Below are 25,262 nucleotides of genomic sequence, written 5' to 3'. Positions count from 1 at the left end.
GGGAAGGTCTGAGCGCCCCTGCTTGCGGCAACCCGAAAGCCCGCCGCCTCCGCGGCGGGCGCTTCCACCACAAGGGATCAGGTGATGGATATCGCCACATTCTCTGTTCAGCTTCTGAACGCGGTTCAGCACGGGCTGGTCCTGTTCCTTGTGGCAAGCGGCCTGACGCTTGTCTTCGGCATCCTCGGCGTCATCAACCTCGCCCATGGTGCCTTCTACATGCTGGGCGCCTATCTCGCTTACTGGATCGCCGGTTACACCGGCAGTTTCGCCCTTGCCCTGGTTGGCGGCGTGGCCATCGCCTTCCTGCTGGGCCTGGTTCTTGAGGAAGCCTTCGTCAAACGTCTCATCGGCCGCGACCATCTGGCCCAGGTCCTGTTGAGCTATGGATTGATCCTTGTCATCGATGAGGTGCGCCAGATCCTGTTTGGCAAAGACGTGCATTCAGTTGCCCCGCCAGCCTGGCTGCAAGGCTCCATAGAACTCACCGATGTGCTCTCCTATCCGATCTACCGGCTGGCTCTGTGTATCGCCTGCCTTGTCCTGGCCGGCATCATTTTCTTTATCATCCAGAAAACCAGACTAGGCATGATCCTGCGCGCCGGCGCCGAGAACCGCGACATGACACGAGCGCTCGGCATCTCGTTTGATCGCGTCAACCGCTATGTGTTTGCCGGCGGCATCGCGCTCGCGGCCCTTGGCGGCATACTGGTTGCGCCGATATCGACCGTTTTCCCCGGCATGGGCGACAGCATGCTGATCCTGTCCTTCGTTGTCGTCGTTCTGGGCGGCATCGGCTCGGTCGCCGGCGCAGCCTTTGGCGCCTTGCTGATCGGCCTCACCGACACGTTCGGCAAGGTTTTCTTCCCCCAGGTGTCCTCCATCCTCGTCTACCTGTTGATGGTCATCATTTTGTTGTGGCGCCCCAACGGCCTGCTGGGTCGCGCTTCGTGATGAAGGCATCGCCCGCCCTCGCTCGCGCATTGCTGGCCGCTCTATTGATCGCAGCGCTGCTGCTGCCGATGATCGCGCCAACGTATTATCTGCAGTTTTTTGCCAAGGCGATGTTGCTTGCCATCGTTGCTGCCTCGCTCAACCTGGTCGTCGGCTTTGGCGGCATGGTGAGCCTGTGCCACGGCGCCTTCTTCGGTCTTGCGGGCTATGTGCTTGCTCTGGCCTCTCCATCATCATCCGGCGCGTCCCTGTGGACATCGCTGCCGCTGGCTTTGCTGGTTGTCGCCGTCGCTGCGGCACTCGTCGGCGCGCTGGCGCTGCGCACACGCGGCATCTATTTCATCATGGCAACGCTCGCTTTCGGCGAAATGTTCTTCTACTTCTTCCACGATACGCGGGTGGCGAATGGCTCCGACGGCATCTACATCTATTTTGAGCCCGAGATCGTTATCGCCGGATGGCGCCTGGTCGATCTGGGAAACAAGACAAGCTTTTACTACGTAGCCCTCGCCAGCCTGCTGCTCGCGATTATCGTCATTTCCACTCTTGTGCGCTCGCCCTTTGGCGCCGCCCTCATGGCAGCCCGTGACAATGAGCAGCGCGCCCGCTCGCTTGGCTTTCCCGTTTTCCGCATCCGCCTCACCGCCTTTGTCCTTGCCGCCGTTCTGGCCGGCATTGCGGGATATTTCTCCGCCAGCCAGTTTGGCTTTGTTGCGCCCCAGACGCTGGGTTGGCATGTGTCGGCAACCCTCCTCATCATGGTGGTTCTTGGTGGCATGAAAAGCGTGCTCGGTCCGGTTTTTGGAGCTTTCGCCCTGCTCGGCCTTGAGGAAATCCTGAAGTCGAATATCGAACACTGGAAGCTCATCGAAGGCGTCATCGTCATTGCCCTCGTCTTTATGCTCCCCGGTGGCCTGCAGCACCTGGCGCAACTGGTGTTCGCCGATCGGCGAGCGCCTGCGGGGCAGCCTGGCTCCGGCGCGTCATCGGCTGGACGACAACACCATGGCTGACATCGTTCTGAGCGCCAGACATCTGACGAAGCGCTTCGGCGGCCTGATCGCCGTAAGCGATGTCTCAATAGATGTTCATCGTGATGAAATTCATGCCGTCATCGGCCCGAACGGGGCAGGAAAATCGACCCTCGTCAATTTGCTCTCCGGCGAGATCACCCCTGGCGACGGCAGTGTTCATCTGGCAGGCGAGGACATGACCGCCCGCTCGCCCGACCAACGCGCCCGGGCCGGCCTGGGGCGTTCCTACCAGAAGACGACCATCTTTCCTGATGTCAGCGTCTTCGCGAATGCGCGCCTCGCCGCACAGGCCCGATCACCTAAGGCGTTGCGCTTCTTTGGTGATGCCAGCCGCGACCCGGTGATCAACGCTCACGCTACTGCCGCGCTCAGTGAAGCTGGTATTGCCGCCCACGCTGACACACCCGCCCGCCATCTCAGCCATGGTGGCCAGCGCCAGCTTGAGATTGCCATGGTGCTTGCCACCGCGCCCAGCATCCTCCTGCTCGACGAGCCCTTGGCGGGGATGGGGCCGGCCGAAGCGCAGGACATGATCGCCCTTGTTTCACGCCTCAGGAACGGGCGCGGCATTCTCCTTGTCGAGCACGACATGGATGCCGTCTTCGCCCTCGCTGACCGCCTGACCGTCATGGCCGATGGTCATGTCATTGCAACCGGCACGCCGGCGCAAGTCCGCGCTGATCCCGCCGTCAGGGTGGCTTATCTCGGCGAGGATTGCTTGTGACGACCGTGCTCGAGATCAACGATCTGCAAAGCTTTTATGGCGTGAGCCAGGTTTTGTACGGATTATCTCTCACCGTCGGCGCCGGCGAGCAGATAGCCCTCCTCGGGCGCAACGGCATGGGCAAGACAACGCTGCTCAAATCGATCATCGGCCTTGTCTCTGATCGGCGCGGCGCCGTCAATGTGATGGGGCAGGATGCGGTCCACCTGCCGCCAGAAGCCATCGCCCGTCTGGGCATCGCCTATGTTCCGGAGGGGCGCGGCATTTTCGGGTCTTTGTCGGTGCTTGAAAATCTCAAGATGTCCGCAAGGCCCGACCGCGCCGGGCGCAATCACTGGTCGATCGACCGGATATTTGCCATCTTTCCCCGCCTCGCCGAGCGCCAGCGCCATGGCGGTCAACAGCTTTCAGGAGGCGAGCAGCAGATGCTGTCGATCGGCCGGGCGCTGATGACCAATCCCGCCCTCATTCTGCTCGACGAGGCGACCGAAGGGCTGGCCCCGCTGGTTGTCCGCGACATCTGGAACAGCCTCGCCATGATGCGTGCCGAGGGTATCGCCACCATCATCGTCGACAAGGATCATCGCAGCCTGTCGCGTGTTGCCGACCGCATGATTATGCTTGCCAAGGGCACCATCGCCTTTTCAGGAACGCCGGCCGAACTGGCCTCCAGGCCGGACATTCTGGAGCGCCATCTGGGCGTATAACGATCTGCCGTTCAGTGCGCCATGATCTGGCCCCGGTTGAGGGCTGCCGTGTGAACAGGCGCATCCCACAGCGCCAACATTTCACTGTCAGCGAGTGTCACCGTGATCGAGCAGCCGGCCATGTCGAGCGAGGTGACAAAATTTCCGACCTGTGAGCGGACAATGTCGATGCCGCGCTGCTCAAGGAGCGCCGCTGCGTTTTCAAACATGATGTAAATCTCCATCAACGGGGTGGCGGCAATCATGCCGATCAATCGCAAAACCGCCTCATGGCCGGGATCAGCAAGGGCGGCGACGGCGGCAATGTCGCGCCCCGCCGCCATCACGTATTGCGTGAGATCATTCGAGCCGATCGACAGGAAGGCTGCATCAAAGGTCTCAAGCGTCAACGCTGTCGCGGGAACTTCCACCATCATGCCAAGCGGCGGGAGGCGGTGAGGGACGCACTCGGCGCGTAGCTCGGCGCAGGCCTGATGGAGAAGGGCGCGGGTTGCCTCCAGTTCAGCGGGCAGTGCGACCATCGGGATCATGATCTGCACATCGCCAAAGGCAGCGGCGCGGGCCAGCGCTCGAAGCCGGGGACGAAAGATGTCGGGTCGTGACAGCGTCAGGCGTACACCACGCATGCCAAGGAAAGGGTTACTTTCGCCAAGCGGTGTCAACCCGGCAATCGGCTTGTCAGCGCCGGCATCAAGGGTGCGGAATGTAACGGGTTTGCCACCAGCCCAGCGGACAATGCGGGTGTAGATGTCAGTCTGTGCGTCTTCGCTCGGCAGAGTTGCGCCTTCAAACAGCAGCTCGGTGCGAACCAGCCCGATGCCATCGCAGCAGGCCGGATCAAGCCCCTCCAGCTCGGATGGATCAGCGACGTTGATCAAGGTGATGACAGGCACGCCGTTGCGCGAAATGGCCGGCTGGCCAAGGAAACCGGCGACTGCCGTATCGCGCGTCCGGCTCGCCGCGCATTGCTGCTCGAAACGCGTGGCGTCGGTGGAACTCGGATCAACGATAACCAGACCTTGTGTCGCGTCGATCAGGACATTGCGGCCAGCGATATCGTCGGCCTGAAGGCCGACAATCATCGGTACGCCACGCGACCGTGCCAGCATCGCCACATGGCTGGTGGCGGCGCTGCCCTTGCGCAGCAAATTCGATGCATTGCAACAATCAATGCTTTATGGGCTAAACACGAATACAGCAGAAAACGATCCTGTCGGCCGCCAGGAAATCGCGGAAATGGGAGCTTGCGTTACAGCCGTAGCGCCCCGACGTCGCGGGGCTGACAGTCTCGAGCTGGCGGGCTTCTGATCGTCGGGCGTCAACCTGCCCAAATAGCAGGCAGATGAACCTGGAACAGCGCAATACCTGGCGCAGATGGCGGCAAACAAGGCATACCAGCTGCGCATTCTTTTGGTTATCGCGCTGGCACATTTATTGCTGACATTTCAATCCCAAGAAGTAGACCCCCAAGAACCAGATCAGCGGAGGAGCTGCAGATGCTCAAGATTGTGATCACCGGATGTTGTCAGGCCCTGTTGGTTCTCCTCGCGCTCGCTATGGGGCCGGTTCATCCTCTCCATGCTCAGGAAACGCTAAAGATCGGCCTGGTGGCGGCGCTTTCGGGCCAGTCGGCGAAATCAGGTGAGGCGATCATCCGCGGTCTTTCAATCGCCCTTGATGAAATCAATGCCAAGGGCGGCGTCCTTGGCAAGAAGCTCGAACTGCTGACGCGCGATGATGAAAGCAATCCCGCCAAAGGTTTGGTGGCAGCCCGCGAACTGGTGCAACGGGAAAAGATCGCGGTTCTGTTTGGTGGGCTTGATACGCCCGTTTCGCTTGCCATCGCGCCCTTCGTCAATCAGGCCAAGGTGCCGTTCATGGGTGTATGGGCAGCCGGCACAGGTATCACGCGCAACGGCGCCGCCGAAAACTACGTCTTCCGGGTATCGGCGGTCGATACGCTCGTTGACATCGCGCTGGTTGACTATGCAGTCAAAAAATATGGGGCCAAAACACCTGGTATGATCCTGGTCAACAATGCCTGGGGTGAATCAAACGAAGCCGGCCTCAAGGCGGCCCTTGTCAGCAAGGGCATGAGCGCTGCCGGTATCGAGAAATTTGAAGCTAATGACGTCGATGTTGTACCGCAACTTTCCCGACTGAAGGCGGCGGGAGCTGACACGCTGTTTCTGGTTGGCAATGTTGGCCCGTCAGCTCAGGTAGTCAAATCGCTGGATCGCATGGGCTGGAATGTACCCGTCGTATCACATTGGGGACCGGCCGGCGGACGCTTCACCGAGCTTGCCGGGCCGAGCGCCGAAAAGGTCCATTTCATTCAGACTTACAGCTTTTCCGGAAAGCTGAGCCAGAAGGGTGAATCCGTATTCACCCTGCTCAAGGCCAAATATCCAGAAATCAAAACAACAACCGACGTGACACCTGCCGTCGGTATCGCCAATGCGTATGATGCCCTCCATCTGACGGCGTTGGCGATCACCAAGGCCGGCTCGATCGAGGGCACAAAAATCCGCCAGGGCTTTTACGACATCGATCATTATGCCGGGCTGATCAAAACCTATGCGAAACCCTTCACACCGGACAATCACGACGCTCTTAGCGCTGCTGACTATATCTTCACCTACTTCAAAGGCGCTGAAATCCTGCCGCTCTCCAATTGATCGTTAAGCCAGGTCAGGGATAGCAGACCGCCCTACGTCGGGAGAGCGTTGATGATTATCTTCTCGGCTCTGGTCAGCGGCATGTCGCTGGGCGCCATGTATGGTCTCATCGCGCTGGGTTTTCACGTGACATATATCGTGTCGCGCACCGTCAATTTCTCGCAAGGCAGCTCAGTCATGCTGGGCGCCGTTCTGGGCTATGTCCTGGTAGCCCGCTATGGCTGGCCGATCATGGTTGCGGCCCCGGCAGCCCTGCTCGGTTGCGCCCTCCTGGGTTTGCTGATCGAACGGGTTCTGGTCAGGCCCTTCGTGGCACGCCAATCAAACGCCTGGCTGATGGCAACGGTCGCTGGTGGTCTTCTTCTCGACAACCTCGTCCTGTTTACCTTCGGCAAGGAGCCGCGCGGCTTTCCTTCCTGGCTCGATGACAAGCCTTTCATCATCTTCGGCGTCGGCGTCACGCCATTACAGATCGTCATTCCGCTCGTCGGAAGCGTTGTCGCTGTCGCATTATGGCTTGTTCTGACACGATCGCGTTTTGGCAAGGCGCTGTCAGCCTCCGTGCAGAACAGCGACGCGGCACGGCTCATGGGTATTGACGTTGGCCGGCTGGTTGCCGCCACCTATGGTCTGTCATCAATGCTCGCCGGACTGGCGGGTTTGCTCATTGCTCCGCTCTATAATGTCCACGCCGAGATGGGGACATTGTTTGGTATCAAGGCGTTCGCGGTTGCCATCATCGGTGGAATAACGCATGCGCCGGGCGTCATGGTTGCCGGCCTCATATACGGTATCGGCGAAGCGCTGGTTACCGCGCTGCTGGGCTCGACCTATACGCAGATCGTCATGTTTTCCGCCGTCATCGCGACGCTTGCTCTGGTGCCCCGCGGCCTGTTTGCGGCGGCAGCCTTGAAGAAGGTTTAGGCTGCGGTGAAACATCATCTGACAAGTGGCGCCATCCTTTGCGCCCTGTTGGCCGGCAGCCTCTGGCTGGTGGCGACCGGCGAGGACTATACGATCTTCATTATCGCACTGGTGGCCCTGACGGCGGTCGCCGGGATCGGGTTGAACGTTCTCACCGGGCTCTCCGGCCAGGTGTCGTTTGGCCATGTTGGCTTCTATTCCATCGGCGCCTATGCGGTTGGCGTGCTGGCGCTCAAAGGAGTCAGCCTGTGGATTGCCGTGCCGGTTGCGGGGATCGTTGCGGCAGCACTCGGATCTCTGCTTGCCCTGCCCGCCCTGCGCGTGAGCGGTCCTTATCTTGGCATGATGACGATCGCTTTCGCCTTCATTGTCGAGCATGTAACGATTGAGTGGCGTCAATTGACCGGCGGACAAAACGGATTGATCGGCATACCTCAGCCGACACTTGTGGGCGGACTGTCAGGCGAGCGCGCAATTGCCTTCCTTGCCGTCATCCTGTGCGCTGTCAGCCTCATTTTCTTTCGGCTTATTGCTGCCGGCCGTTGGGGCAAAGCGATGATCGCCGTGCGCGACAGCGAGATCGCCGCAGCAAGCATCGGCCTCAGCGTGACCAGGATCAAGACCCTTGCCTTCACCATCTCCGCGCTATTGACGGGGATGGCTGGTGGCATTTTTGCCCTTTTGTTGACCTTCATCGCCCCGAGCGCCTTTCCTTTCTCGCAATCAATCCTGTTCCTTCTCTCCGTGATTGTCGGTGGCGCGGGCTGGACACTCGGCCCGCTCATCGGCGCTGGCGTGACGGTGGTGCTGCCCGAACTTATTTCCTGGCTGGCGGAATATCGTTTGCTGGCGTTCTCAGCACTTCTGCTCATCGTTCTGTGGCTGGCACCGGAGGGTATCATCGGTGCGCTGGCGCGATTTCTGCCGCCTGGAAAATCGCAGCGCCCAAATGCAGGCAATTTTTCCATTGCCCTGTTTCTGGCCCGTCCCGATCACAGTCGTGGCCTGGAAGTGAGACGCCTGTCGATTTCCTTCGGCGGCATCATGGCGGCGCAAGCCATCGATTTTTCCGCTCGGGCGTCACGGATCACCGGGCTGATCGGCCCCAACGGCGCGGGCAAGACCACCGTGCTCAATCTCGTCAGTGGTTTCTACAGCCCCGATCATGGTGACATTCTGCTCGATGGTCACGACGTCACTCGCATGTCGCCCGAACAACTCGCCCGACGCGGCATGGCCCGAACCTACCAGACGACGCAGCTCTTCTCGTCCCTGTCCGTCATCGACAATGTTTTGATCGCGATGCGTCGCGGCCGGCTGGGCGTACCATGGCTAGGCTTTGCCAACAGCATTGAACGCGCGCAGGCCGAGGGGCTCCTGGCCTTCGTCGGCTATGACGGCGATCTGGGAACGCGCGCAGGGGCGCTGGCCCATGTTGATCGGCGCCTCGTCGAGATTGCCCGCGCGCTCGCAATGCGGCCATCTGTCCTGCTGCTCGATGAACCTGCTGCAGGCCTTGATAGCCGTGACAAGGCGCATTTGGGGCTTGTCCTGCAGGCTCTTTCTGCCGCTGGCCTGGCTGTGCTCCTTGTCGAGCACGATATGCCGCTCGTTATGGAGATCTGTGACAGTCTGATCGTCCTCGATGCCGGCTGCAAAATTGCTTCCGGCAAACCGGCAGACATTGTCAGTAATTCGCGGGTACGGGCAGCCTATCTGGGCACGCAGACGACCGCCTTTGGCAAGCGCAAGGCACTGCCGCCCGCAGATCAGCCGGTCATTCTCAAGGTCGATCATCTCGGCGCGGGCTACGGATCACTGGATGTTTTGCATGACGTCAGCTTTTCGGTTGGCGCTGGCGAGATGATCGCCATCCTCGGCTCCAACGGCGCTGGAAAATCAACCACGATGCGGGCGCTGAGCGGACTGAATTCGCCGAAGGAAGGGCACATCACATTCAACGGCCAGGCGATTGCCAACAAACCGGCCCATGAAATTGTTCGCTGCGGCCTCGTCCTTGTGCCGGAGGGACGGCAGATATTTCCTGAGCTTTCGGTGGCAGATAATCTGCGCCTTGGCGCCTATTGCCGGAAGGATGATCGTATCGAGGCGGATATGGCTGCCGTCCTTGCGCGCTTTCCCCGCCTCAGCGACAGGATCAATGGGCGGGCGGGCCTGTTGTCGGGCGGCGAAGCGCAGATGCTCGCTGTTGCGCGCGCATTGATGGGCCGGCCACGCCTCCTCCTGCTCGACGAACCCTCGCTGGGATTAGCGCCCAGGATCGTCGAAGGTCTCTACGGTGTTCTCGGCCAGTTGCGCGATGACGGCATGACGATCCTGATCGTCGACCAGATGGCACACATGGCGCTGCAACTCGCTGATCGTGGCTATCTCATTTCAAACGGCAGGATCATCAGGCAGGCCACCGCCTCAGCCTTGCTTGATGACCCTTCCTTCGAGGCGGTGTATCTTGGTCAGCATACCCCCTCACCCCATGGAAATTTGCCTGATGCCGGCTGATCTCATCTTGCGGCAGGCAAACCTCGGCGATGATGCGCCACTGGCCGATATCGTGATCCGCGAGGGCAGGATTGCCGCCATCACGCCGCACGGTCTGGTTGCAGGCAAGGAAATCAACCTGGAGGGCGGATTGGTGTTGCCCGGATTTGTCGAGACGCACATCCATCTCGACAAATCCTGCATTATTGATCGCTGCGACATCCGCGAAGGCTCGCTCGCCGAGGCCATTCGCGAAACCGCCCGCGCCAAGCTGGCATTCAGCGAAGACGACATCGAACAACGGGCACGGCGGACGCTGGAAAAAGCGATCATGGCTGGCACCATGAAGATGCGCACTCATGTCGAAATCGACCCGCGCATTGGCCTCAAAGGGTTTCATGCGATACAGCGGCTCGCGCAAGAATACACCTGGGCACTCGACATCGAGATATGCGTTTTTCCGCAGGAAGGGCTCATCAACGATCCGGGCTGCGAGGAGTTGCTGATCGAAGCGTGTCGGCAGGGCGCCTCGCTGATCGGAGGCTGTCCTTATGCCGATACACAACCCGACGAGCATATCGCCCGTATCTTTGCCATCGCCCGGACCTTTGATCTTGATATCGATTTCCATCTCGATTTCGATCTTGACACCCGCTTCCTGTCGCTGACCGAGGTGTGCCGGCAGACGCGGGCTCACAATTATGCCGGGCGGGTGACCATCGGACATGTCACCAAGCTCTCGGCCTTGCCTTCCGCAGACTTTGTCGCTGCAGCGCGCTTGCTCGCCAGTTCCGGCGTAGCGGTGACAGTTCTGCCGTCGACCGATCTCTTTCTCATGGGGCGTGGCATCGACCACAACGTACCGCGTGGCGTCACCCGCGCTGACCTCCTGCGCCACCACGGCGTCACCTGCTCGCTGGCAACCAACAATGTCCTCAACGCCTTCACGCCGTTTGGTGATTGTTCACTGTGCCGCATTGCTAATCTCTATGCCAATATCGCCCAGCTCGGGCGGCGGCAGGACCTTGAGGATTGCCTGGCGATGGTGACGAGTGATGCCGCCCGGCTGATGAACATCGAGCGCTACGGCGTTGCGGTTGGGCATGCCGCCGATCTGCTGGTCTTCCCCACCGAGGCCGCAACCAGCGCCATTGCTGAAATTGTCTTGCCGCGCCTTGGTTTCAAAAACGGCCGCCGCAGTTTCTTTCGAGCCGATCCGGTTTTGAATTCACCTGTCCCTCGAAAACATCACCACGCAAAGTGAGCAAACGCAAAAACGGCAGCGCCGCTGATCGCTGTGCTTGTCGGCTGACAAAGGTCCGCCACCCTGGCGGGGTGATTAACCTGTCCCTGATTTGTCATGACGTCGTACAGATATCGTCGGCCTCATGAGGCATCATCGCTGCTCTGGCAGCACAACCGCAGCCGGAGGGGAATTGTCGATATCGTCATCTTCAAGGACCCGCCAGCCCGAACCTTCCAGATCACTGTACTGACCCGAGCGCAGACACCAGAAGAAGGCAATAAGGCCGGCCAGTCCAAGCCCAAGCGCCAGCGGAAAGAGGATGAGGATGATGTTCATGCCTCCCCTCCTTGCCGTATCATGGTCACGCGACCTGCCCGCAACGCATTGATGGTGACAATGAGAGACGAGCCCGACATGGCGGCGGCGGCAACCAGCGGGGTGGCCAGACCAGCAACGGCAAGCGGCACGGCAAAAGCATTATAGAGGACGGCAAACCACAAATTCTGCAGCATCAGCCGGCGCGCCTTGCGGGCAATGATGATCGCTGTTGCGACCGGGCTGAGGCTGTCACCGAGAAAGACGATATCGGATGCCGACTGGGCAAGATGCGTGGCGCTGATCGGCGAGAGCGAGACATGGGCTCTGACCAAAGCAGGCGCGTCATTGAGCCCGTCTCCAACCATCCCGATGATCCGGCCCTCAGCCGTCCAGGCATCAAGAGCGCGCAGTTTATTGCCAGGAGTAAGGCCGGCCTGATACTCGCTGATCCCGAGCATCTGCGCGACGGGTGCCACCGCTTCCATCCTGTCACCCGACAGGATGGCAAGCCGCAGGCCGCGCATTTTCAGGTCGTGGATGCAGGTGCGCGCATCAGGCCGCAAGCTCTGCCCGACCGCCAGCACGACGCAACCGTCGCGATAGCGCCAGGCAATCAGCGAGGCGCTCGGATAGCTCGTCCCTACTGCCAGCGCTTCGGTTTCAGCATGGCAGAAGGCAACACTCCCCAGGCGCATCTCATCGCCATCGAGCAGAGCAGCCACCCCCTGACCTTCATGCTCCTGCGCCCCGGCCATCGGGCGCGGCCCACCGGCAGCGCGGCTCACCGCCTGCGCCAGCGGATGACGGCTTGCGGCGGCAAGCGCGGCGATTTGGCCAAGAAGCACGGGGTCGATCATGGCGATGTTGAGCAGGGACGGCTCTGGCAACGTCAACGTTCCCGTCTTGTCGAAAACGACCATGTCAGCTTCGGCCAGACGCTCGAGCGCCGCGCCTTCACGCAGCATGATCCTGTTTTTGAAAAGAGCCGAGGCGGCGACAACCTGCACCGCCGGGATCGCCAGCCCAAGAGCGCAAGGGCAGGTGATGATGAGGACCGTGATCGCGATCACCAACGCCTCTTGCCATGGCAGACCGAACGCCATCCATCCCAAAAACGTCACCAGTGCAGCGGTGTGGACGAGTGGCGCATAAAGCCTGGCCGCACGGTCGGAAAGATGGACATAGCGCGACCGGCTCTCCACTGCTTGCGACATCAGTCGGTCGATTTCGTCCAGCAGCGTTCCCGCACCTGCCGCCTCGACAATCACGGTGAGTGCGCCGGACAGGTTCATGGTGCCGGCGTGAACGCGCGCTCCCGTCTCGACCATGACGGGCATGGTCTCGCCGGTGATCAGGCTTTGATCAATCTTTGACCGGCCCGTCTCGATGACGCCGTCCACCGCCACGCGCTCGCCTGGCTGGATCAAAACAACATCGCCAGGCAAAATGGCGTTGATGGGTATGATGATGGTCGTGCCGTCAGGCTGCAGGCGGATCGCACTTTCCGATTTGAGTGCCGCCAGATTGCCGGCAAGATCACGGGTGCGGCGGCGCATGAGTTGATCGAGATAGCGCCCGATGAGCAGAAAGAAGAGCAGCATCACCGCGCCGTCAAAATAGGCGTGCCGGGAATGATTCCAGGTCTCAACGACCGACATGCCTAGCGCCAGTACGACGCCGAGTGTAATCGGCACGTCCATGTTGACCGCGCCCGCCCGCAGCGCCCGCAGAGCGCTGTCGAAGAATGGTCGCCCCGCATAGGCCGCCGTTGGCAGCGCAATCAGCGCCGATAACCAGTGGAAGAGATCGCGCGTGAGCGGATTGATATCGCTGCTGTTGCCCGACCATACCGAGACGGAGAGCAACATGATGTTCATCGCGGCAAAACCGGCGACGCCCACATATCGCAGCAGCTGGGCTTCCTGGGCCACCTCGCTGTCGTGCTGATTTGCAGGGAGGAATGGGTAGGCCTTGAAGCCGAGCGCGGCGAGTTGCGCGATCACAGCCTCGGGCCGCAGCACGCCCTCGCGCCATTCAACCGTCACGCGTTTCAGGGCCAGATTGACACGCGCGCTCAGAACGCTGGCGTCACTCTTCAGCCCGGTCTCGATGGCGCGCATGCAGCCTGCACACCGCATTCCTTCAACCGCAAGCTCCAGACCTTCTATGCCGCCTTCACGGTGACGCACGAACAACGACAGATCCTGTTGCGCGCCCATGCTGCTACTCCTTCATAAGAAAGCGCGTACGTGAGCTGAACAAAGGCGCCCCATCGCGCTCCGCCTCGACGGCCAGCGTCCACGCTCCGGGCGGGAGGCGGGCAACTCTCGCGTCGTAAACACCCGCCGCGGTCTCGACGAGGCGTACCTCGCGGTCCATTTGGCGCGAGGCTGGATGCTGCAGACGAGCCATCACCGCAAGGCCACGGACCGCAACCGCCGAGCTGTCATTCAGCACCAATGTGATCCGCGCCCAGTCGCCGTCACGGATAATGTCGGCCTGCGCCTGCCAGCCGCGCGCCGCCTGGTCTTGCATACGGGCGATCTCGCTATTGAACTTCTGGCTGGTTTCATAGGCGCTCTTCGCATCGCTCCCCGGCATGGTGCGGATCGCCAGTGTCATCATCACTGCATTGACGCTGCTGACCACGAGGAAGAAAGCGAGCATCATGGCCAGACACATCCGTCCCGTCAGTTCGAAGGCGGGGCGGGGCGCGGGCAGAAGCGTGTCAGGTTTAATTGGCATGTCGTAACCTTCACCTGAGGAAAGAGCCGTCTTTAAGGTGCAAAAAAATGATCATGGGTTCTCACGACCTCACCAACAAACAGATCCGAGGCGATGAACGAGATCAGTTGCGTATCACGGAGCGGAACACCCGGCGGCACCGTGACAAAGACCCGGACTTCGCGCGAGGAATCAGGATCAACCGTCACGATCGGACGACCGTCGGCGGTAGCATCGGTCCCGACCGCTTCAAGCCTGATCCCTGACAGGCCGGCGACCGTCAGAACGATCAGCCTTGTGTCGGGACGTTTGTTGAGGATGCGGATGGCAAAAGCATTGCGCACGGAGCCATCGCTGAGCTTCACAAAGAGTGGCGTGCGTTCATGCAGCACCGAAATCTCGACTGTCCGCCGCGTTGCCAGCTGATAGAGCATGGCACTGCCGACAAGCGCGATCAGGACCGCGTAAATGACGGTACGGGCGCGGATCGGGCGATAGAGAGTTGTTTTTCCAGCAAGCCGGCGCTCGACATTATCGGCAGTATCATAACCGATCAGCCCCTGCGACCGGCCTGTCTTTGTCATCACGCTGTCGCAGGCATCGATGCACAGCCCGCACTGGATACAATCGAGTTGCGATCCATCCCGAATATCAATCCCGGTCGGGCAAACGGCCACGCATTGCTGACAATCAACGCAATCGCCAGCGGGCTCGCCATGAGCCCTCAGCCGCAAAGCCTGCTTGAAGGACGTGCGCGGCTCCCCACGATCATAGCGATAGGTGACATTCAGCGCCTCATCATCGGTCAGCGCCGCCTGGATGCGCGGCCACGGGCACATATATTTGCACACCTGCTCACGCATGATCCCGGCAAGCGCATAGGTGGTGAAGGTCAAAATGGCGATCCAGACGTAAGCCGCCACCGGCGCGGTGAAGCTGGCAAGCGCGCGCACCAGCGTCGGCGCGTCAGCGAAATAGAGAACCCAGGCACCGCCCGTCCACCAGGCAATCATCAGCCATGAGGTATGCTTGAGAATTTTCCGCCACAGCTTGTCGACGTTCCACGGACCCTCGTCGCGCCTGATCCGCTCGCGCCGGTCGCCTTCGAAGAAACGCTCCACCGCCAGGAAGAGATCGGTCCACACCGTTTGCGGGCACAGATACCCGCACCACAGGCGGCCGGCGACAGAATTCATCAAAAACAGCATGAAGGCCGCGAGGATCAGCAATCCGGTGAAATAGTATACTTCCTGCGGCCAGATTTCGATGAAGAAAAAATAGAAACGATTGTGGGCGATATCCGCCAGAACAGCCTGGTTTGGAAGATTTGGACCACGTTCCCAGCGCACGAAGGGCAAGGCATAATAGATGCCGAGGCAGGCAACGAGGATCAGCCATTTCGCGCGACGGAATGGGCCGGCAACGTGCTGCGGATAAACCTTCTTCGACGGCGCGAAGAAGGGTAAATCATCGCTTCCAGCGTCCGCTGCCGACACAATCACTGACCTCCGCCGAGTGAATGGACATAAACGGTCAACGCCTTGATTGTTGTAGCATCAAGTCGCTCGCCCCAGGCCGGCATGACGCCGTTGCGGCTGTTGGTGATGGTCTCGGTCAGCGACGCCAGATCGTTGCCAAAGAGAGTGATGGCATCGGTGAGGTTGGGGGCACCCAGTTCCTGATTGCCCTTTCCCTGCGCGCCGTGACAGACTGCGCAATTCTGCTCGAAAATGCGGCTGCCTGCTTCCAGGTCCGCCTTTGGCTCAGCCGGCTGGCCGGCCAGTATCCGCACATGATTGGCAACGGCATTGATCTCGTTACGCTTGAGAATTCCGTCACGCCCGAAGGCCGGCATCAGGCTGGTGCGCGTTTCATTATCGGTTGTCACGCGCACACCGTGCTGCAGCGTGGTCTGGATCGCCGCCAATGTTCCGCCCCACAACCAGTCATCGTCATTGAGATTGGGAAAGCCCTTCGAGCCCGCACCGCCGAGACCGTGACAGGCAACGCAATTGTCGCCGAAGGCAGCCTTGCCCTGGGCCATGGCGATACGAAGCAGAGCCGGATCGGCCTTGATCTGATCAAGCGCCGCCCCTGCAAGATCGGCAGATTGGGTGGTGCGTTGCGCTTTGAGAACCGCCAGCTCTTCTTCGACCGCCAGGCGCGTCGCGTAACCGAGCACGCCCTTGGTCGTGCTGCTGATGAGCGGCCAGGCAGGATAGGCAATCCAGTAGCCGATCGACCAGATGATGGTGGCGTAAAAGATATTGAGCCACCAGCGTGGCAGCGGCGTGTTAAGCTCGCGGATGCCATCCCAATCATGGCCGGTCGTTGCCGTTCCGGTGAGGGGATCAACCTCGTTATCCGCAGGCTGCCGGTCCGCCATCACTCAATCCTCCTGAAGCGGTGTCAATGCCGCGCGCTCGAAGCGGGCGCGATTTTTTGGCCAGAAAGCGTAAAGGCAGACCGCCAAAAACATTCCAACGAAATAGAGCAAACCCGCCGACTGGGCGAAGCCTGCAAGCCATTGATAGGTGTTTTCCATGCTTGCCCTCGCTCAGCGGATGTTGGCTTTGTCGTTGTAGAGCTTGAAATCAACCAGGGTTCCCAGCATCTGCAGATAAGCGATGAGGGCGTCAGCCTCGCTGATGCGCTTGGGATTGCCGTCGAAATCACGCGCCTGCGCTTTGGGATAACGCTTTTCGAACGCCGACTGGCCCGGATGGTCGGGCGTCGCCTGGGCGCGCAGATCATCCATCGCCCGCTCGATCATCTCATCGCTATAGGGTACGCCCCCGCTGCGATTGGCTTTGAGCTCCGCCGCGATGTCATCGTAGGACAGTTCGGTATTTGTGAGGAACGGGTACCCCGGCATGATCGATTGCGGCACCAGCGAGCGCGGGTCGCCCAGATGGCGCGCCTGCCAGTCGTCGGAATACTTGCCGCCGACACGGGCAAGATCGGGGCCGGTTCGTTTTGAGCCCCATTGGAAGGGCTTGTCGTACATGCTCTCAGCCGCCAGCGAATAATGCCCGTAGCGCTCCACTTCATCGCGCAGCGGCCGGATCATCTGGCTGTGACAGAGATAGCAGCCTTCGCGCACATAGATGGCACGACCGGCGAGTTCGAGCGGGGTATAGGGCCGCATGCCCTCAACCTTCTCGATCGTGTTTTGCAGATAGAACAGAGGCGCGATCTCGACCAGCCCGCCAATCGAGATCACCAGCAGCACACCGATGATCAGAATGATCGAGTTGGTCTCGAAGAATTTGTGCTTCGACCACAGCGAGCGGCGCGGCGTGGCAGGAATGTCCACATTCGACATCAGCGGGCTCCTCAGTGCGCAAGTGAAAGTTGCGGTGAAACGGACGTGTCGCTCTCCGACCCGGCAAGCTCGCCGCTACGCACTGTCATCCACAGATTGAACACCATGATGAGCGCGCCGATGAGGAACAGCGCCCCACCAAGCGCCCGGATGACATAGAAGGGGTGCATCGCCTCAACCGTCTCGATGAAGGAATATTCGAGGAAGCCCAGCGCGGTGTAGGAGCGCCACATCAAGCCCTGCAGGATGCCCGACACCCACATCGCCGAGATGTAGAAAACGATCCCGAGTGTCGATATCCAGAAATGCCAGTTCACCAGCTTGAGGGAGTAGAGCTCCTTGCGGTTCCACAGCCATGGCACGAGGCAGTAGATGGCGCCGAAGGAGATATAAGCGACCCAGCCGAGAGCGCCTGAGTGCACATGGCCAATCGTCCAGTCAGTGTAATGCGACAGAGCATTGACGGCCTTGATCGACATCAGCGGGCCTTCGAACGTCGACATGCCATAGAAGGCGAGAGAAACAACCATCATCCGCAACACTGGATCGGTGCGCAGCTTGTCCCAGGCGCCCGACAACGTCATCAGCCCATTGATCATGCCGCCCCAGGACGGCATCCACAGCATGATCGAGAACGTCATGCCGAGCGTCTGCGCCCAGTCGGGCAGCGCGGTGTAGTGGAGGTGATGGGGACCCGCCCAGATGTAGAGAAAGATCAGGGCCCAGAAATGGATGATCGACAGGCGGTAGCTGTAGATCGGCCGCCCCGCGCGCTTCGGCACGAAATAATACATGATGGCGAGGAAGCCAGCGGTGAGAAAAAATCCGACTGCATTATGCCCGTACCACCATTGGAACATCGCATCCTGCACGCCTGACCAGACGATGTAGGATTTGGGCGACAGGAGCGATATCGGCACCGCCAGATTATTGCCCAGATGCAGGACAGCGATCGTGACGATAAAACCGAGATAGAACCAGTTCGCCACATAGATGTGCGGCTCGGTGCGCTTGGCAAGCGTTGCCAGAAAAACCAGCAGATAGGTCACCCAGACAATGGTGAGCCACAGATCAGCATACCATTCCGGCTCAGCATACTCCTTGCCCTGCCCGATACCGAGCAGATAACCGGTGCCGGCGATGACGATGAAGAGATTGTAGCCAAGGACCACGAACCATGGTGACAGATCGCCCGCCAGGCGCGCCCGCGATGTGCGCTGGACGACATAAAACGACGTTGCCAGCAGTGCGTTTCCGCCAAAGGCGAAAATGACGGCTGACGTATGCAAGGGCCGCAGACGACCGAAGCTTGTCCACGGCAGGTCAAGGTTGAGAACGGGAAAGGCAAGTTGCAGCGCGATGATCAGCCCGACCGTAAAACCGGCAATACCCCAGAACATCGCCGCAACGGTGGCGAATTTCACAGGCCCCATATTGTAATTGGGCTTTCCGTTGATGGACTGGGGAACGGGGAACTGGCCAGGCTGGAAGCAGCGATTGCCGATGAGAAAAATAGTGGCAAACGCACTCAGCATCGCCACCAGGGCATGAAAGGCATAACCCGAATGTTCCGTCTTGCCGGCAATGATCAGGAACATAATGCTGCAGATCGCGGCAATCAGTATGCCCACCATCTCGCCGGTTGTCGCCCGTCGGATCGGATTTCCAGTCGCTGACATGACCTGGTCTCTGCCTCGCGGAGCAGCAGGAGCGCTGCAGCCTTCGATGCTAGGCGTAGCGAGGGCGTGTTGACGCGGCATTGATCTACGTCAATGCGCGGCAAAAACATCCGGTTTATGCAGGGGATATCGTGCAGTCTCTGGAAAGCGTCGGACGGGAGAGCGCCGGATCAGGCTGCAGCAATGCGGGCCATGCGATCGGGGTTCATGAGCCTGACGCCGTGCGAAACGTTCAGGATCGTCTTGTCGCGCGCCAGCCTGGTGAAGGTACGGCTGACGGTTTCGATGGTAAGTCCCAAGAAATCGGCGATATCCTGCCGGTTCATCGGCAGCGGCACCATCACCGACGCATTGCCTTCAATCCGCGCCCAGCGTTCTTGCAGGCGCAGGAGAAAACAGATCACTTTTTCCTCAGCCGTCCGCCGCCCCAGCAGCACCATCTGATCTTGCGCCAGAGCCAGCTCATGGGCCGCAAAATCATAGAGTTGCCGCAACAGATTCGGCTTGGCATCGGCAAGCGCCGTGTAGTCGGCGCGCGAAAATGCACAAGCACTCACATGATCAACCGCATCGGCCGAGAAATCATACGCATCGCCGCGCGCCAGCCCCAGGAAATCTCCAGGCAAGGCAAAGCCGATGACCTGGCGGCGACCATCAGCCAGAAGTTTGTAGAGGCGCACAACACCGGAGGTGATGTTGAACACCGACACCACGCGATCACCTTGTAAAAACAACGCCTTCTTGGGAGCAAATTCCGCCTTCTGCGCCAATGATGCAAGAACGGCCAGCTCATCGCTCGACAAGGCGGCGCAAACGCTGCCCCGCCGCACCCAGCATGCCTCACAGCTGTTTGCCGTCGCGATCCCTGACCTGCAGACTTCCGGATGGCAGTTCATGGTGGCGTACTCCCGATACACGTGGCAATCTTATCACTCGTTCGCAACTGCGAAAGCTGTTTCTCGCCTGAGGCGGGAAAGTTGGACATCCGCACCATCAATTCCGGCATTGCACGAATTTGCCGCGAGCCGGGCGATCATGGCTGGGCTCAGCAGCAACCTTCGTAAAACCTCCACGTTGCGATGTTACGCAGCCGTCAGGATCATGTCATGACCATCCGCAATCTCGATGCTCTCTTTGAACCGCGCTCGCTCGTTCTCATTGGCGCCAGCGAGCGTGCCGGCGCGATCGGCGCGACAGTTGCGCGCAATCTTCTGAGCGGGGGATTTGCCGGGGAGATATACTTCGTCAACCCCAAGCATAGCGAAGTTGCCGGCCATCCCTGCCATCCGCATATCAGCGCCCTGCCACATCCTGCTGACCTGGCCATCATCGCCACCCCGCCAGCCACCATCCCCGCCATCATCGCGGATCTGGCAGCGCATGGCACGCGCGCCGCTGCGGTGCTGACGGCTGGTCTTGACGCGCCATTGCGCCAGGCGATGCTGAATGCGGCCAGGCCAGCACTGCTGCGCATCCTTGGCCCCAACATCCTCGGGCTCATGCTGCCGCGCCTGAAGCTCAACGCCAGTTTCGCCCATCGCCATGCGGGCGCGGGCCATCTGGCGCTGGTCTCGCAATCAGGCGCCCTCATCACCGCGATCATCGACTGGGCCACCGGCAGGGATATCGGCTTTTCCCATGCGGTGTCGCTTGGCGATATGGCGGACGTCGATTTTGGCGATGTTCTCGACTATCTGGCAGGCGACGTCGATAGCCGCGCCATTCTTCTCTATATGGAAGCCGTCACGAATGCGGCGAAATTCATGTCGGCAGCCAGGCGGGCTGCCCGCGTCAAACCGGTGATCATCATCAAATCAGGCCGCCACGCTGCCGCCGCCCAGGCGGCCGCCTCGCATACCGGGCGTCTGGCGGGGTCCGATCGCGCCTATGATGCGGCCTTCCGCCGCGCCGGTCTGGTGCGTGTTCTCGACCTCAACGAACTCTTCGAGGCCGCAGAAGTGCTCGCCCGCCAGCCACGCCTGACAGGCGGACGTTTGACCATTCTTACCAATGGCGGGGGAGCAGGCGTTCTGGCAGCCGATCGTCTGGTCGATTTTGGCGGCGATATCGCTCCGCTCAGCGACCCTGCACGCAAGGCTCTTGACGCCTTCCTGCCCGCGAACTGGTCAAAGGCCAACCCGATCGACATCATCGGCGACGCGGATGCGGAGCGTTATGGCAGGGCGCTGTCGGTCGTTCTGGCCGACAGAACCGTGGACGCAGTGCTGGCCCTTTATTGTCCAACTGCTATCGCTCCCGCCCTGGCGGTTGCCGAAAAGACCGTCGAGGCCGTGACGAACGCGGCGCGGCAGGGAAGGCGGCCAATCGTCATGACGAACTGGCTGGGCGAGGAAGCCGTCCGGTCTTCGCGCGCGCTCTTCGCCCAACACGACATACCAAGTCTGCAAACGCCCGGCTCCGCCGCCCGCGCCTATATGCATATCGTGCGCTATGCAAAGGCACAGGACGCCCTGATGCGTACGCCCGCTCAAGGCGCGGCCGATCTGCCGGCCATCGGCACCGCAAGCCGTCACATCATCGAGCATGCCCGGCGCGAAGAGCGCACCATGCTGAGTGAAGTGCAGAGCAAATCGCTGATCGCCGCAGCAGGCATTCCGGTCGTTGAAAGCCTGATTGCAGCCAGCAGCGACGAAGCAGCCGACATCGCGGCGACACTTCTACGCCAGGCGCCCGGCGTCGTACTCAAGATCCTGTCGCGCGACATTTCACATAAATCCGATGTCGATGGCGTGCGCCTTGATCTGGCAAGTCCGGCTGGGGTGCGCGAGGCAGCCGATGCCATGCTCCAGCGCGTCCGTGAGCGCCGGCCGGATGCCCATATCGACGGCTTCACCCTTGCTCCCATGATCCGCCGGCCGCACGCGCATGAACTCATCCTCGGCATGAGCGTGGATGCTAATTTCGGCCCCATGCTGCTGTTTGGAGCCGGCGGGACAGCGGCAGAAATCCTCAGCGATACGGCGCTCGCTTTGCCCCCGCTTGATCGCGACAGCGCGCTTGATCTCATCGCCGGGACGCGCATCGCCCGCCTGCTTGCCGGATACCGCGACCGGCCTGCCGCCAACCTCATCGCCATCGCCGATGCGCTGGTGGCCCTGAGCAATCTGGTGACGGCGCATGACGAATTGCGCGAGATCGATATCAATCCCCTGCTCGCCGATGCGGCTGGCGTGATCACCCTTGATGCGCGCGTGCGGATCGCCGGCCCGGGTGAGGCGGCCCGCCAAGCCATGGTCATCAGGCCCTATCCGGCGGGCTGGGAAAAACGCACGCTCCTCGAGGGTGTCGGCGGGGTGCATATCCGCCCCATCATCCCGGCCGATGAAGGGCTCTACGAGGCGTTCATGGCCGACATCAGGCCCGAGGATTACCGCCTGCGCTTCTTCGTGCCAAAGTCGCGGCTTGCCCATCGCTTCATTGCCCGCCTCACCCAGATCGATTATGCGCGCGAAATCGCCTTCGTGGCGCTCGATATGCAAAGTGGCGCTCTGCTTGGCGTCGTTCGCTTTGCCGCAGACCCCGACTACAAACGCGGCGAATATGCCGTCCTTGTGGGCTCGCATCTTAAAGGCAAGGGGCTGGGCTGGCAGTTGATGAGCCATCTCATCGATTATGCCCGCGCTCAAGGGCTGGAAGAACTCTTCGGCTCGGTCCTGAGCGAAAATTCAACCATGCTCAGGATGTGCAAACAGCTGGGCTTTCAGATTGCTCCTGACGCCAGCGATCCGACGCTTCGTTATGTTGAACTGAAACTGACGCGCGAGGCGCATGCAGGCTAGGCGGCGGGACCCCCGCGCTCCCCCACCCTAGCCATCGCTGATCACCGCGCGCCCTGGGGATACCTTAGGGCAACTGACGGAGAGAGGCTACCGCAGCGGATAAAATTGAAATAAAATATAAATATCATAGATTTAAGGAAAAAATATTATCTCACATAAAATACCGTTCTTTTCCAATTCACATCCCTGCTCACAGGCCCCCTCAACGGGAAATTGGGCTGCACTTGTCACGTAGGAAAGCGCGATAGACGCCTTCATCACTTTGCCCAGAAGCGAGCGCCAGCACCGCTTCTGTTGCGGCCTCTTCGCTTGCGGTGAAGGCCATGCCGTTCAATTCCAGAAACAACAAACCTGCGACAAAGCCTGTGCGCTTGTTGCCATCGGCAAAGGGGTGGTTTTGAACGATGGCAACGGTATAGGCGGCGGCAGCCGTGACCTTATCCATGTCATCGCCATAGGCTTCCAATTGCTGGGGGCGCGCCAGCGCGAAGCGCAACAGGCCCAAATCGCGCACACCCGCCAGCCCGCCATGGCGGACAAGCAACTGTTCATGCACCGCCAGCGCCAGTTGCTCGTCGATCCAGACCCGCTCGCTCACTTCGCCAGAACGTTCAGCGTGTTGCGATAGCGGTTCATAATCTCTTCGGCCTTGGCCATTTTCGCGGCGAAGTCAGGATTAAAGGCGGTGAGGTGATAGCCACCATCCGCCGTTTCCGTGAAATAGAGCGTATCGCCCTTGGCAACCCTTAGCCGCGCCAGCATCTCCTTGGGGATGATAACGCCGGTTGACGTTCCGATGGTTGTGAGCTTCAGGCTGTTCATGATGCTCTCACAGGTTTTATAATAATAAATATCATTATTACGACATGCCAGCGCGTCAAGATGTGTCTCGCCAGTCCTGCGCTGCCATGGTCTTGGCCACTGGCCACGAGATCGGCAAATGAGGTCCGCGACCCGGAAAAGCGCCGATCGGCGAGCCTGCTCGGTTAGCTGCCATCGGAAGGGGCGCTGGCGGCGTTGCGGGTAAAGCGCATTGACTTTGGTAAAGCGAATGATGCGCTGGCGGACAACTTCAAGAAAAACAAAAAATGGCGGCGCGTAGTGAACGGTTTTCGAACTTACGCGCCAGATTGTTTAAGGATAATCACTCATGACATCAACATCACAACTATCGCAATCATACAAAAACTGTCGTATGGAATAAAAAATAACTTATTTTTTCAAACGAGCATTTATTTGCCAACAAAAACGATTTCGCTTTTCCATTCAGAGAGCGATTGTTCGGACGAGGTTACGAATGCTGCAGCAATGCGATCAGGGTCGAAAGATGTATTGGGCGCAACCTGACCCGCAATAGTAATGGTGCTGGCACGAATATTTGTACCAACAAAATATGAATCTAATGCAACAGTATATCCGCGAAGCGCAGATTTTCCTGCTGTCAGGGGCACCACATCTTTGCCATATTGCGGGTAAAGCGCCAGTCCGCCGCCTGTGAACAAATAACTGCCACTACCACGTTTCTTCATGCCTTCATGAGACAATTTCACAAGATGGTGCGCTGCCCCCACGCAAAGCGAAAGCTCATTGACAAATTCAATGGCTGACCATTCTGTTGGTGCTTTCTCAATCCATCTGCCAGCATTATAGACAATGATATCAGGTGTTCCGTTGGATGCCTCAAGCACCGCATAAGAACGTGTTACCGAATCAAAGTCCACGAGGTCAGTTGTCGCATAAAACGCATGCCGACCCAATACTTCAATTTCTTTCTTGTAGCTTTGAAGGGCAGATTCTGTTCGTGCCATCATGGCGATATTATAGCCCTTTGCAGCAAATGCTTTTGCAATTGAAAGGCCAACACCAGAACCGATACCTGCTACAAGACATATTTTGGAGCTCATTCAAACCTCGTTATTTGAGAATCATTGGAGTAAGTATAGGAGCCATGAGCATTTCAAATTCCAAGTTTGTTGCGCTAACGATGTTTTGCACAATCTTTCCGTCTTTTAGCGTTGCGACATGGGTCTCATCAAAAAGAATGGCGCGACCTGTCGCAGGCAGGCCAAAAAAATCTTTGGCATGTTTTTGCTTAGAATGAAACCGAGTTACAACGCGTGTACCATCTGCAGACGCAAATTGGTCGATAATTTTTAATGGCTCAACGGCTGGAAATGCATCGCCGAACCCACCGACAATGGCTTTGTATTCCTCGATGCCATCAATCGGCCCCATCGGTTTAAGGCCAGTGATGCCCTGAATTTTTGGATGTGCAGTGGCATCTGCTGCGGCCATGTCAGCCTTTGCCAAAAACTCGCTAATAAACCGCGTTACTACTTTCATATTTTCTATATGTATACTCATGAAACCTCCTTTTTTCATTTGCTATGAATCTTTTCTCTACGTTCAAAATAGTTAAGTTAAGCATCAATTTAATTTTTTAGTTCGGACAGTATAACGTAGTTAGCTGGATGCTTATTTCGTGACTCGTTAATGAGCATTGAATAAAAACGCATTCGAGATTCGAATCTACAAATGAATTACATATCAATATTATACCAAATTGCGGTGCAAATAAAGTGTGTTTGCGAACTTCAAAAACGTGAGGAACTGCGCCAGTTTGAAATTCACTGGCTGTAAATTGGCGGAG

At 59.3% G+C, this 25,262-nt stretch carries 23 protein-coding genes; 9 read left to right on the top strand and 14 right to left on the bottom strand.

Translation table 11 applies throughout. From position 1 onward, the window contains the following. Positions 1-84 precede the first annotated feature (84 nt). From ACINK1_RS05270 to ACINK1_RS05255, 4 genes are read left to right on the top strand one after another with little or no spacing between them, the layout of a single operon-like run. Positions 85-954: a branched-chain amino acid ABC transporter permease gene (locus tag ACINK1_RS05270; RefSeq protein ID WP_376801897.1), complete on the top strand. Its 870-nt coding sequence runs from the start codon at positions 85-87 to the stop codon at positions 952-954. Beyond that, positions 954-1,967 (top strand): branched-chain amino acid ABC transporter permease, encoded by a 1,014-nt coding sequence (locus tag ACINK1_RS05265; protein WP_376801926.1) that lies wholly within the window; start codon positions 954-956, stop codon positions 1,965-1,967. Before ACINK1_RS05270 ends, ACINK1_RS05265 begins: the two co-directional genes overlap by 1 nt. After that, positions 1,960-2,712, top strand: a complete 753-nt coding sequence (locus tag ACINK1_RS05260; RefSeq protein ID WP_376801898.1) for an ABC transporter ATP-binding protein — start codon at positions 1,960-1,962, stop codon at positions 2,710-2,712. Before ACINK1_RS05265 ends, ACINK1_RS05260 begins: the two co-directional genes overlap by 8 nt. Next, positions 2,709-3,419, top strand: coding sequence for an ABC transporter ATP-binding protein (locus ACINK1_RS05255; RefSeq protein ID WP_376801900.1), 711 nt, complete (start codon positions 2,709-2,711; stop codon positions 3,417-3,419). Before ACINK1_RS05260 ends, ACINK1_RS05255 begins: the two co-directional genes overlap by 4 nt. A gap of 11 nt (positions 3,420-3,430) precedes the next feature. Here ACINK1_RS05255 and ACINK1_RS05250 read toward each other — a convergent pair whose 3' ends face one another. Then, positions 3,431-4,567 carry a putative PEP-binding protein gene (locus tag ACINK1_RS05250; RefSeq protein ID WP_376801901.1) on the bottom strand — a complete coding sequence of 379 codons (1,137 nt, stop codon included), beginning with the start codon at positions 4,565-4,567 and terminating at the stop codon, positions 3,431-3,433. Between the two features lie 348 nt (positions 4,568-4,915). On the opposite strand from ACINK1_RS05250, the gene ACINK1_RS05245 reads away from it, so the two are divergent. Genes ACINK1_RS05245 through ACINK1_RS05230 form a run of 4 tightly spaced genes read left to right on the top strand, consistent with a single transcriptional unit; the run spans position 4,916 to position 10,784 of the window. Next, complete coding sequence (locus tag ACINK1_RS05245) at positions 4,916-6,097, top strand: ABC transporter substrate-binding protein (protein WP_376801903.1); 1,182 nt, start codon at positions 4,916-4,918, stop codon at positions 6,095-6,097. A gap of 54 nt (positions 6,098-6,151) precedes the next feature. After that, the gene (locus tag ACINK1_RS05240) at positions 6,152-7,021 is read left to right on the top strand and encodes a branched-chain amino acid ABC transporter permease (RefSeq protein WP_376801927.1); all 870 of its coding nucleotides are present in this window, start codon (positions 6,152-6,154) and stop codon (positions 7,019-7,021) included. 6 nt (positions 7,022-7,027) lie between these two features. Continuing rightward, positions 7,028-9,541: a branched-chain amino acid ABC transporter ATP-binding protein/permease gene (locus ACINK1_RS05235; RefSeq protein WP_376803011.1), complete on the top strand. Its 2,514-nt coding sequence runs from the start codon at positions 7,028-7,030 to the stop codon at positions 9,539-9,541. Beyond that, a complete protein-coding gene (locus tag ACINK1_RS05230) occupies positions 9,531-10,784 on the top strand; it encodes an amidohydrolase family protein (RefSeq protein ID WP_376803013.1) in 1,254 nt (417 codons plus the stop codon). The genes ACINK1_RS05235 and ACINK1_RS05230 overlap by 11 nt, the downstream gene beginning before the upstream one ends. 132 nt (positions 10,785-10,916) lie before the next feature. Here the strand turns inward: ACINK1_RS05230 and ccoS are convergent, their stop codons facing one another. From ccoS to ACINK1_RS05185, 9 genes are all read right to left on the bottom strand, one after another. Then, a complete protein-coding gene (gene ccoS, locus ACINK1_RS05225) occupies positions 10,917-11,102 on the bottom strand; it encodes a cbb3-type cytochrome oxidase assembly protein CcoS (protein ID WP_376801907.1) in 186 nt (61 codons plus the stop codon). Then, positions 11,099-13,303: a heavy metal translocating P-type ATPase gene (locus tag ACINK1_RS05220; protein WP_376801908.1), complete on the bottom strand. Its 2,205-nt coding sequence runs from the start codon at positions 13,301-13,303 to the stop codon at positions 11,099-11,101. The genes ccoS and ACINK1_RS05220 overlap by 4 nt, the downstream gene beginning before the upstream one ends. A gap of 4 nt (positions 13,304-13,307) precedes the next feature. Further along, on the bottom strand, positions 13,308-13,829 hold the full coding sequence (locus ACINK1_RS05215; RefSeq protein WP_376801909.1) for a FixH family protein: 522 nt from the start codon (positions 13,827-13,829) through the stop codon (positions 13,308-13,310). 32 nt (positions 13,830-13,861) lie between these two features. After that, positions 13,862-15,304, bottom strand: coding sequence for a cytochrome c oxidase accessory protein CcoG (gene ccoG / locus ACINK1_RS05210; protein WP_376801910.1), 1,443 nt, complete (start codon positions 15,302-15,304; stop codon positions 13,862-13,864). Between the two features lie 2 nt (positions 15,305-15,306). After that, complete coding sequence (ccoP, locus tag ACINK1_RS05205; RefSeq protein WP_376801912.1) at positions 15,307-16,194, bottom strand: cytochrome-c oxidase, cbb3-type subunit III; 888 nt, start codon at positions 16,192-16,194, stop codon at positions 15,307-15,309. A 3-nt stretch (positions 16,195-16,197) separates the two neighbouring features. Continuing rightward, entirely contained in the window at positions 16,198-16,353 is a 156-nt protein-coding gene (locus ACINK1_RS05200; RefSeq protein ID WP_376801914.1) for a cbb3-type cytochrome c oxidase subunit 3, read from the bottom strand. Between the two features lie 12 nt (positions 16,354-16,365). Next, on the bottom strand, positions 16,366-17,133 hold the full coding sequence (ccoO, locus tag ACINK1_RS05195) for a cytochrome-c oxidase, cbb3-type subunit II (RefSeq protein WP_376801915.1): 768 nt from the start codon (positions 17,131-17,133) through the stop codon (positions 16,366-16,368). 11 nt (positions 17,134-17,144) lie between these two features. Next, complete coding sequence (ccoN, locus tag ACINK1_RS05190; protein WP_376801928.1) at positions 17,145-18,731, bottom strand: cytochrome-c oxidase, cbb3-type subunit I; 1,587 nt, start codon at positions 18,729-18,731, stop codon at positions 17,145-17,147. A 251-nt stretch (positions 18,732-18,982) separates the two neighbouring features. Beyond that, positions 18,983-19,615, bottom strand: a complete 633-nt coding sequence (locus ACINK1_RS05185) for a helix-turn-helix domain-containing protein (RefSeq protein ID WP_376801916.1) — start codon at positions 19,613-19,615, stop codon at positions 18,983-18,985. Between the two features lie 303 nt (positions 19,616-19,918). On the opposite strand from ACINK1_RS05185, the gene ACINK1_RS05180 reads away from it, so the two are divergent. Further along, complete coding sequence (locus tag ACINK1_RS05180; RefSeq protein WP_376801917.1) at positions 19,919-22,612, top strand: bifunctional acetate--CoA ligase family protein/GNAT family N-acetyltransferase; 2,694 nt, start codon at positions 19,919-19,921, stop codon at positions 22,610-22,612. A gap of 202 nt (positions 22,613-22,814) precedes the next feature. On the opposite strand, the gene ACINK1_RS05175 is transcribed toward ACINK1_RS05180, so the two are convergent. From ACINK1_RS05175 to ACINK1_RS05160, 4 genes are all read right to left on the bottom strand, one after another. Then, positions 22,815-23,210, bottom strand: coding sequence for a type II toxin-antitoxin system death-on-curing family toxin (locus tag ACINK1_RS05175; RefSeq protein WP_376801919.1), 396 nt, complete (start codon positions 23,208-23,210; stop codon positions 22,815-22,817). Then, positions 23,207-23,434 (bottom strand): AbrB/MazE/SpoVT family DNA-binding domain-containing protein, encoded by a 228-nt coding sequence (locus ACINK1_RS05170; protein WP_376801921.1) that lies wholly within the window; start codon positions 23,432-23,434, stop codon positions 23,207-23,209. The genes ACINK1_RS05175 and ACINK1_RS05170 overlap by 4 nt, the downstream gene beginning before the upstream one ends. A gap of 410 nt (positions 23,435-23,844) precedes the next feature. Continuing rightward, entirely contained in the window at positions 23,845-24,516 is a 672-nt protein-coding gene (locus tag ACINK1_RS05165; protein ID WP_376801922.1) for an SDR family oxidoreductase, read from the bottom strand. Between the two features lie 10 nt (positions 24,517-24,526). Further along, the gene (locus ACINK1_RS05160; protein ID WP_376801923.1) at positions 24,527-24,976 is read right to left on the bottom strand and encodes an ester cyclase; all 450 of its coding nucleotides are present in this window, start codon (positions 24,974-24,976) and stop codon (positions 24,527-24,529) included. Between the last annotated feature and the right edge of the window lie 286 nt (positions 24,977-25,262).

This window comes from Raskinella chloraquaticus (SeqCode) (genome assembly GCF_021731865.1).
Lineage (GTDB): Bacteria > Pseudomonadota > Alphaproteobacteria > Rhizobiales > UBA4765 > Raskinella > Raskinella chloraquaticus.
This window is presented reverse-complemented; position numbering and strand designations above follow the sequence as displayed.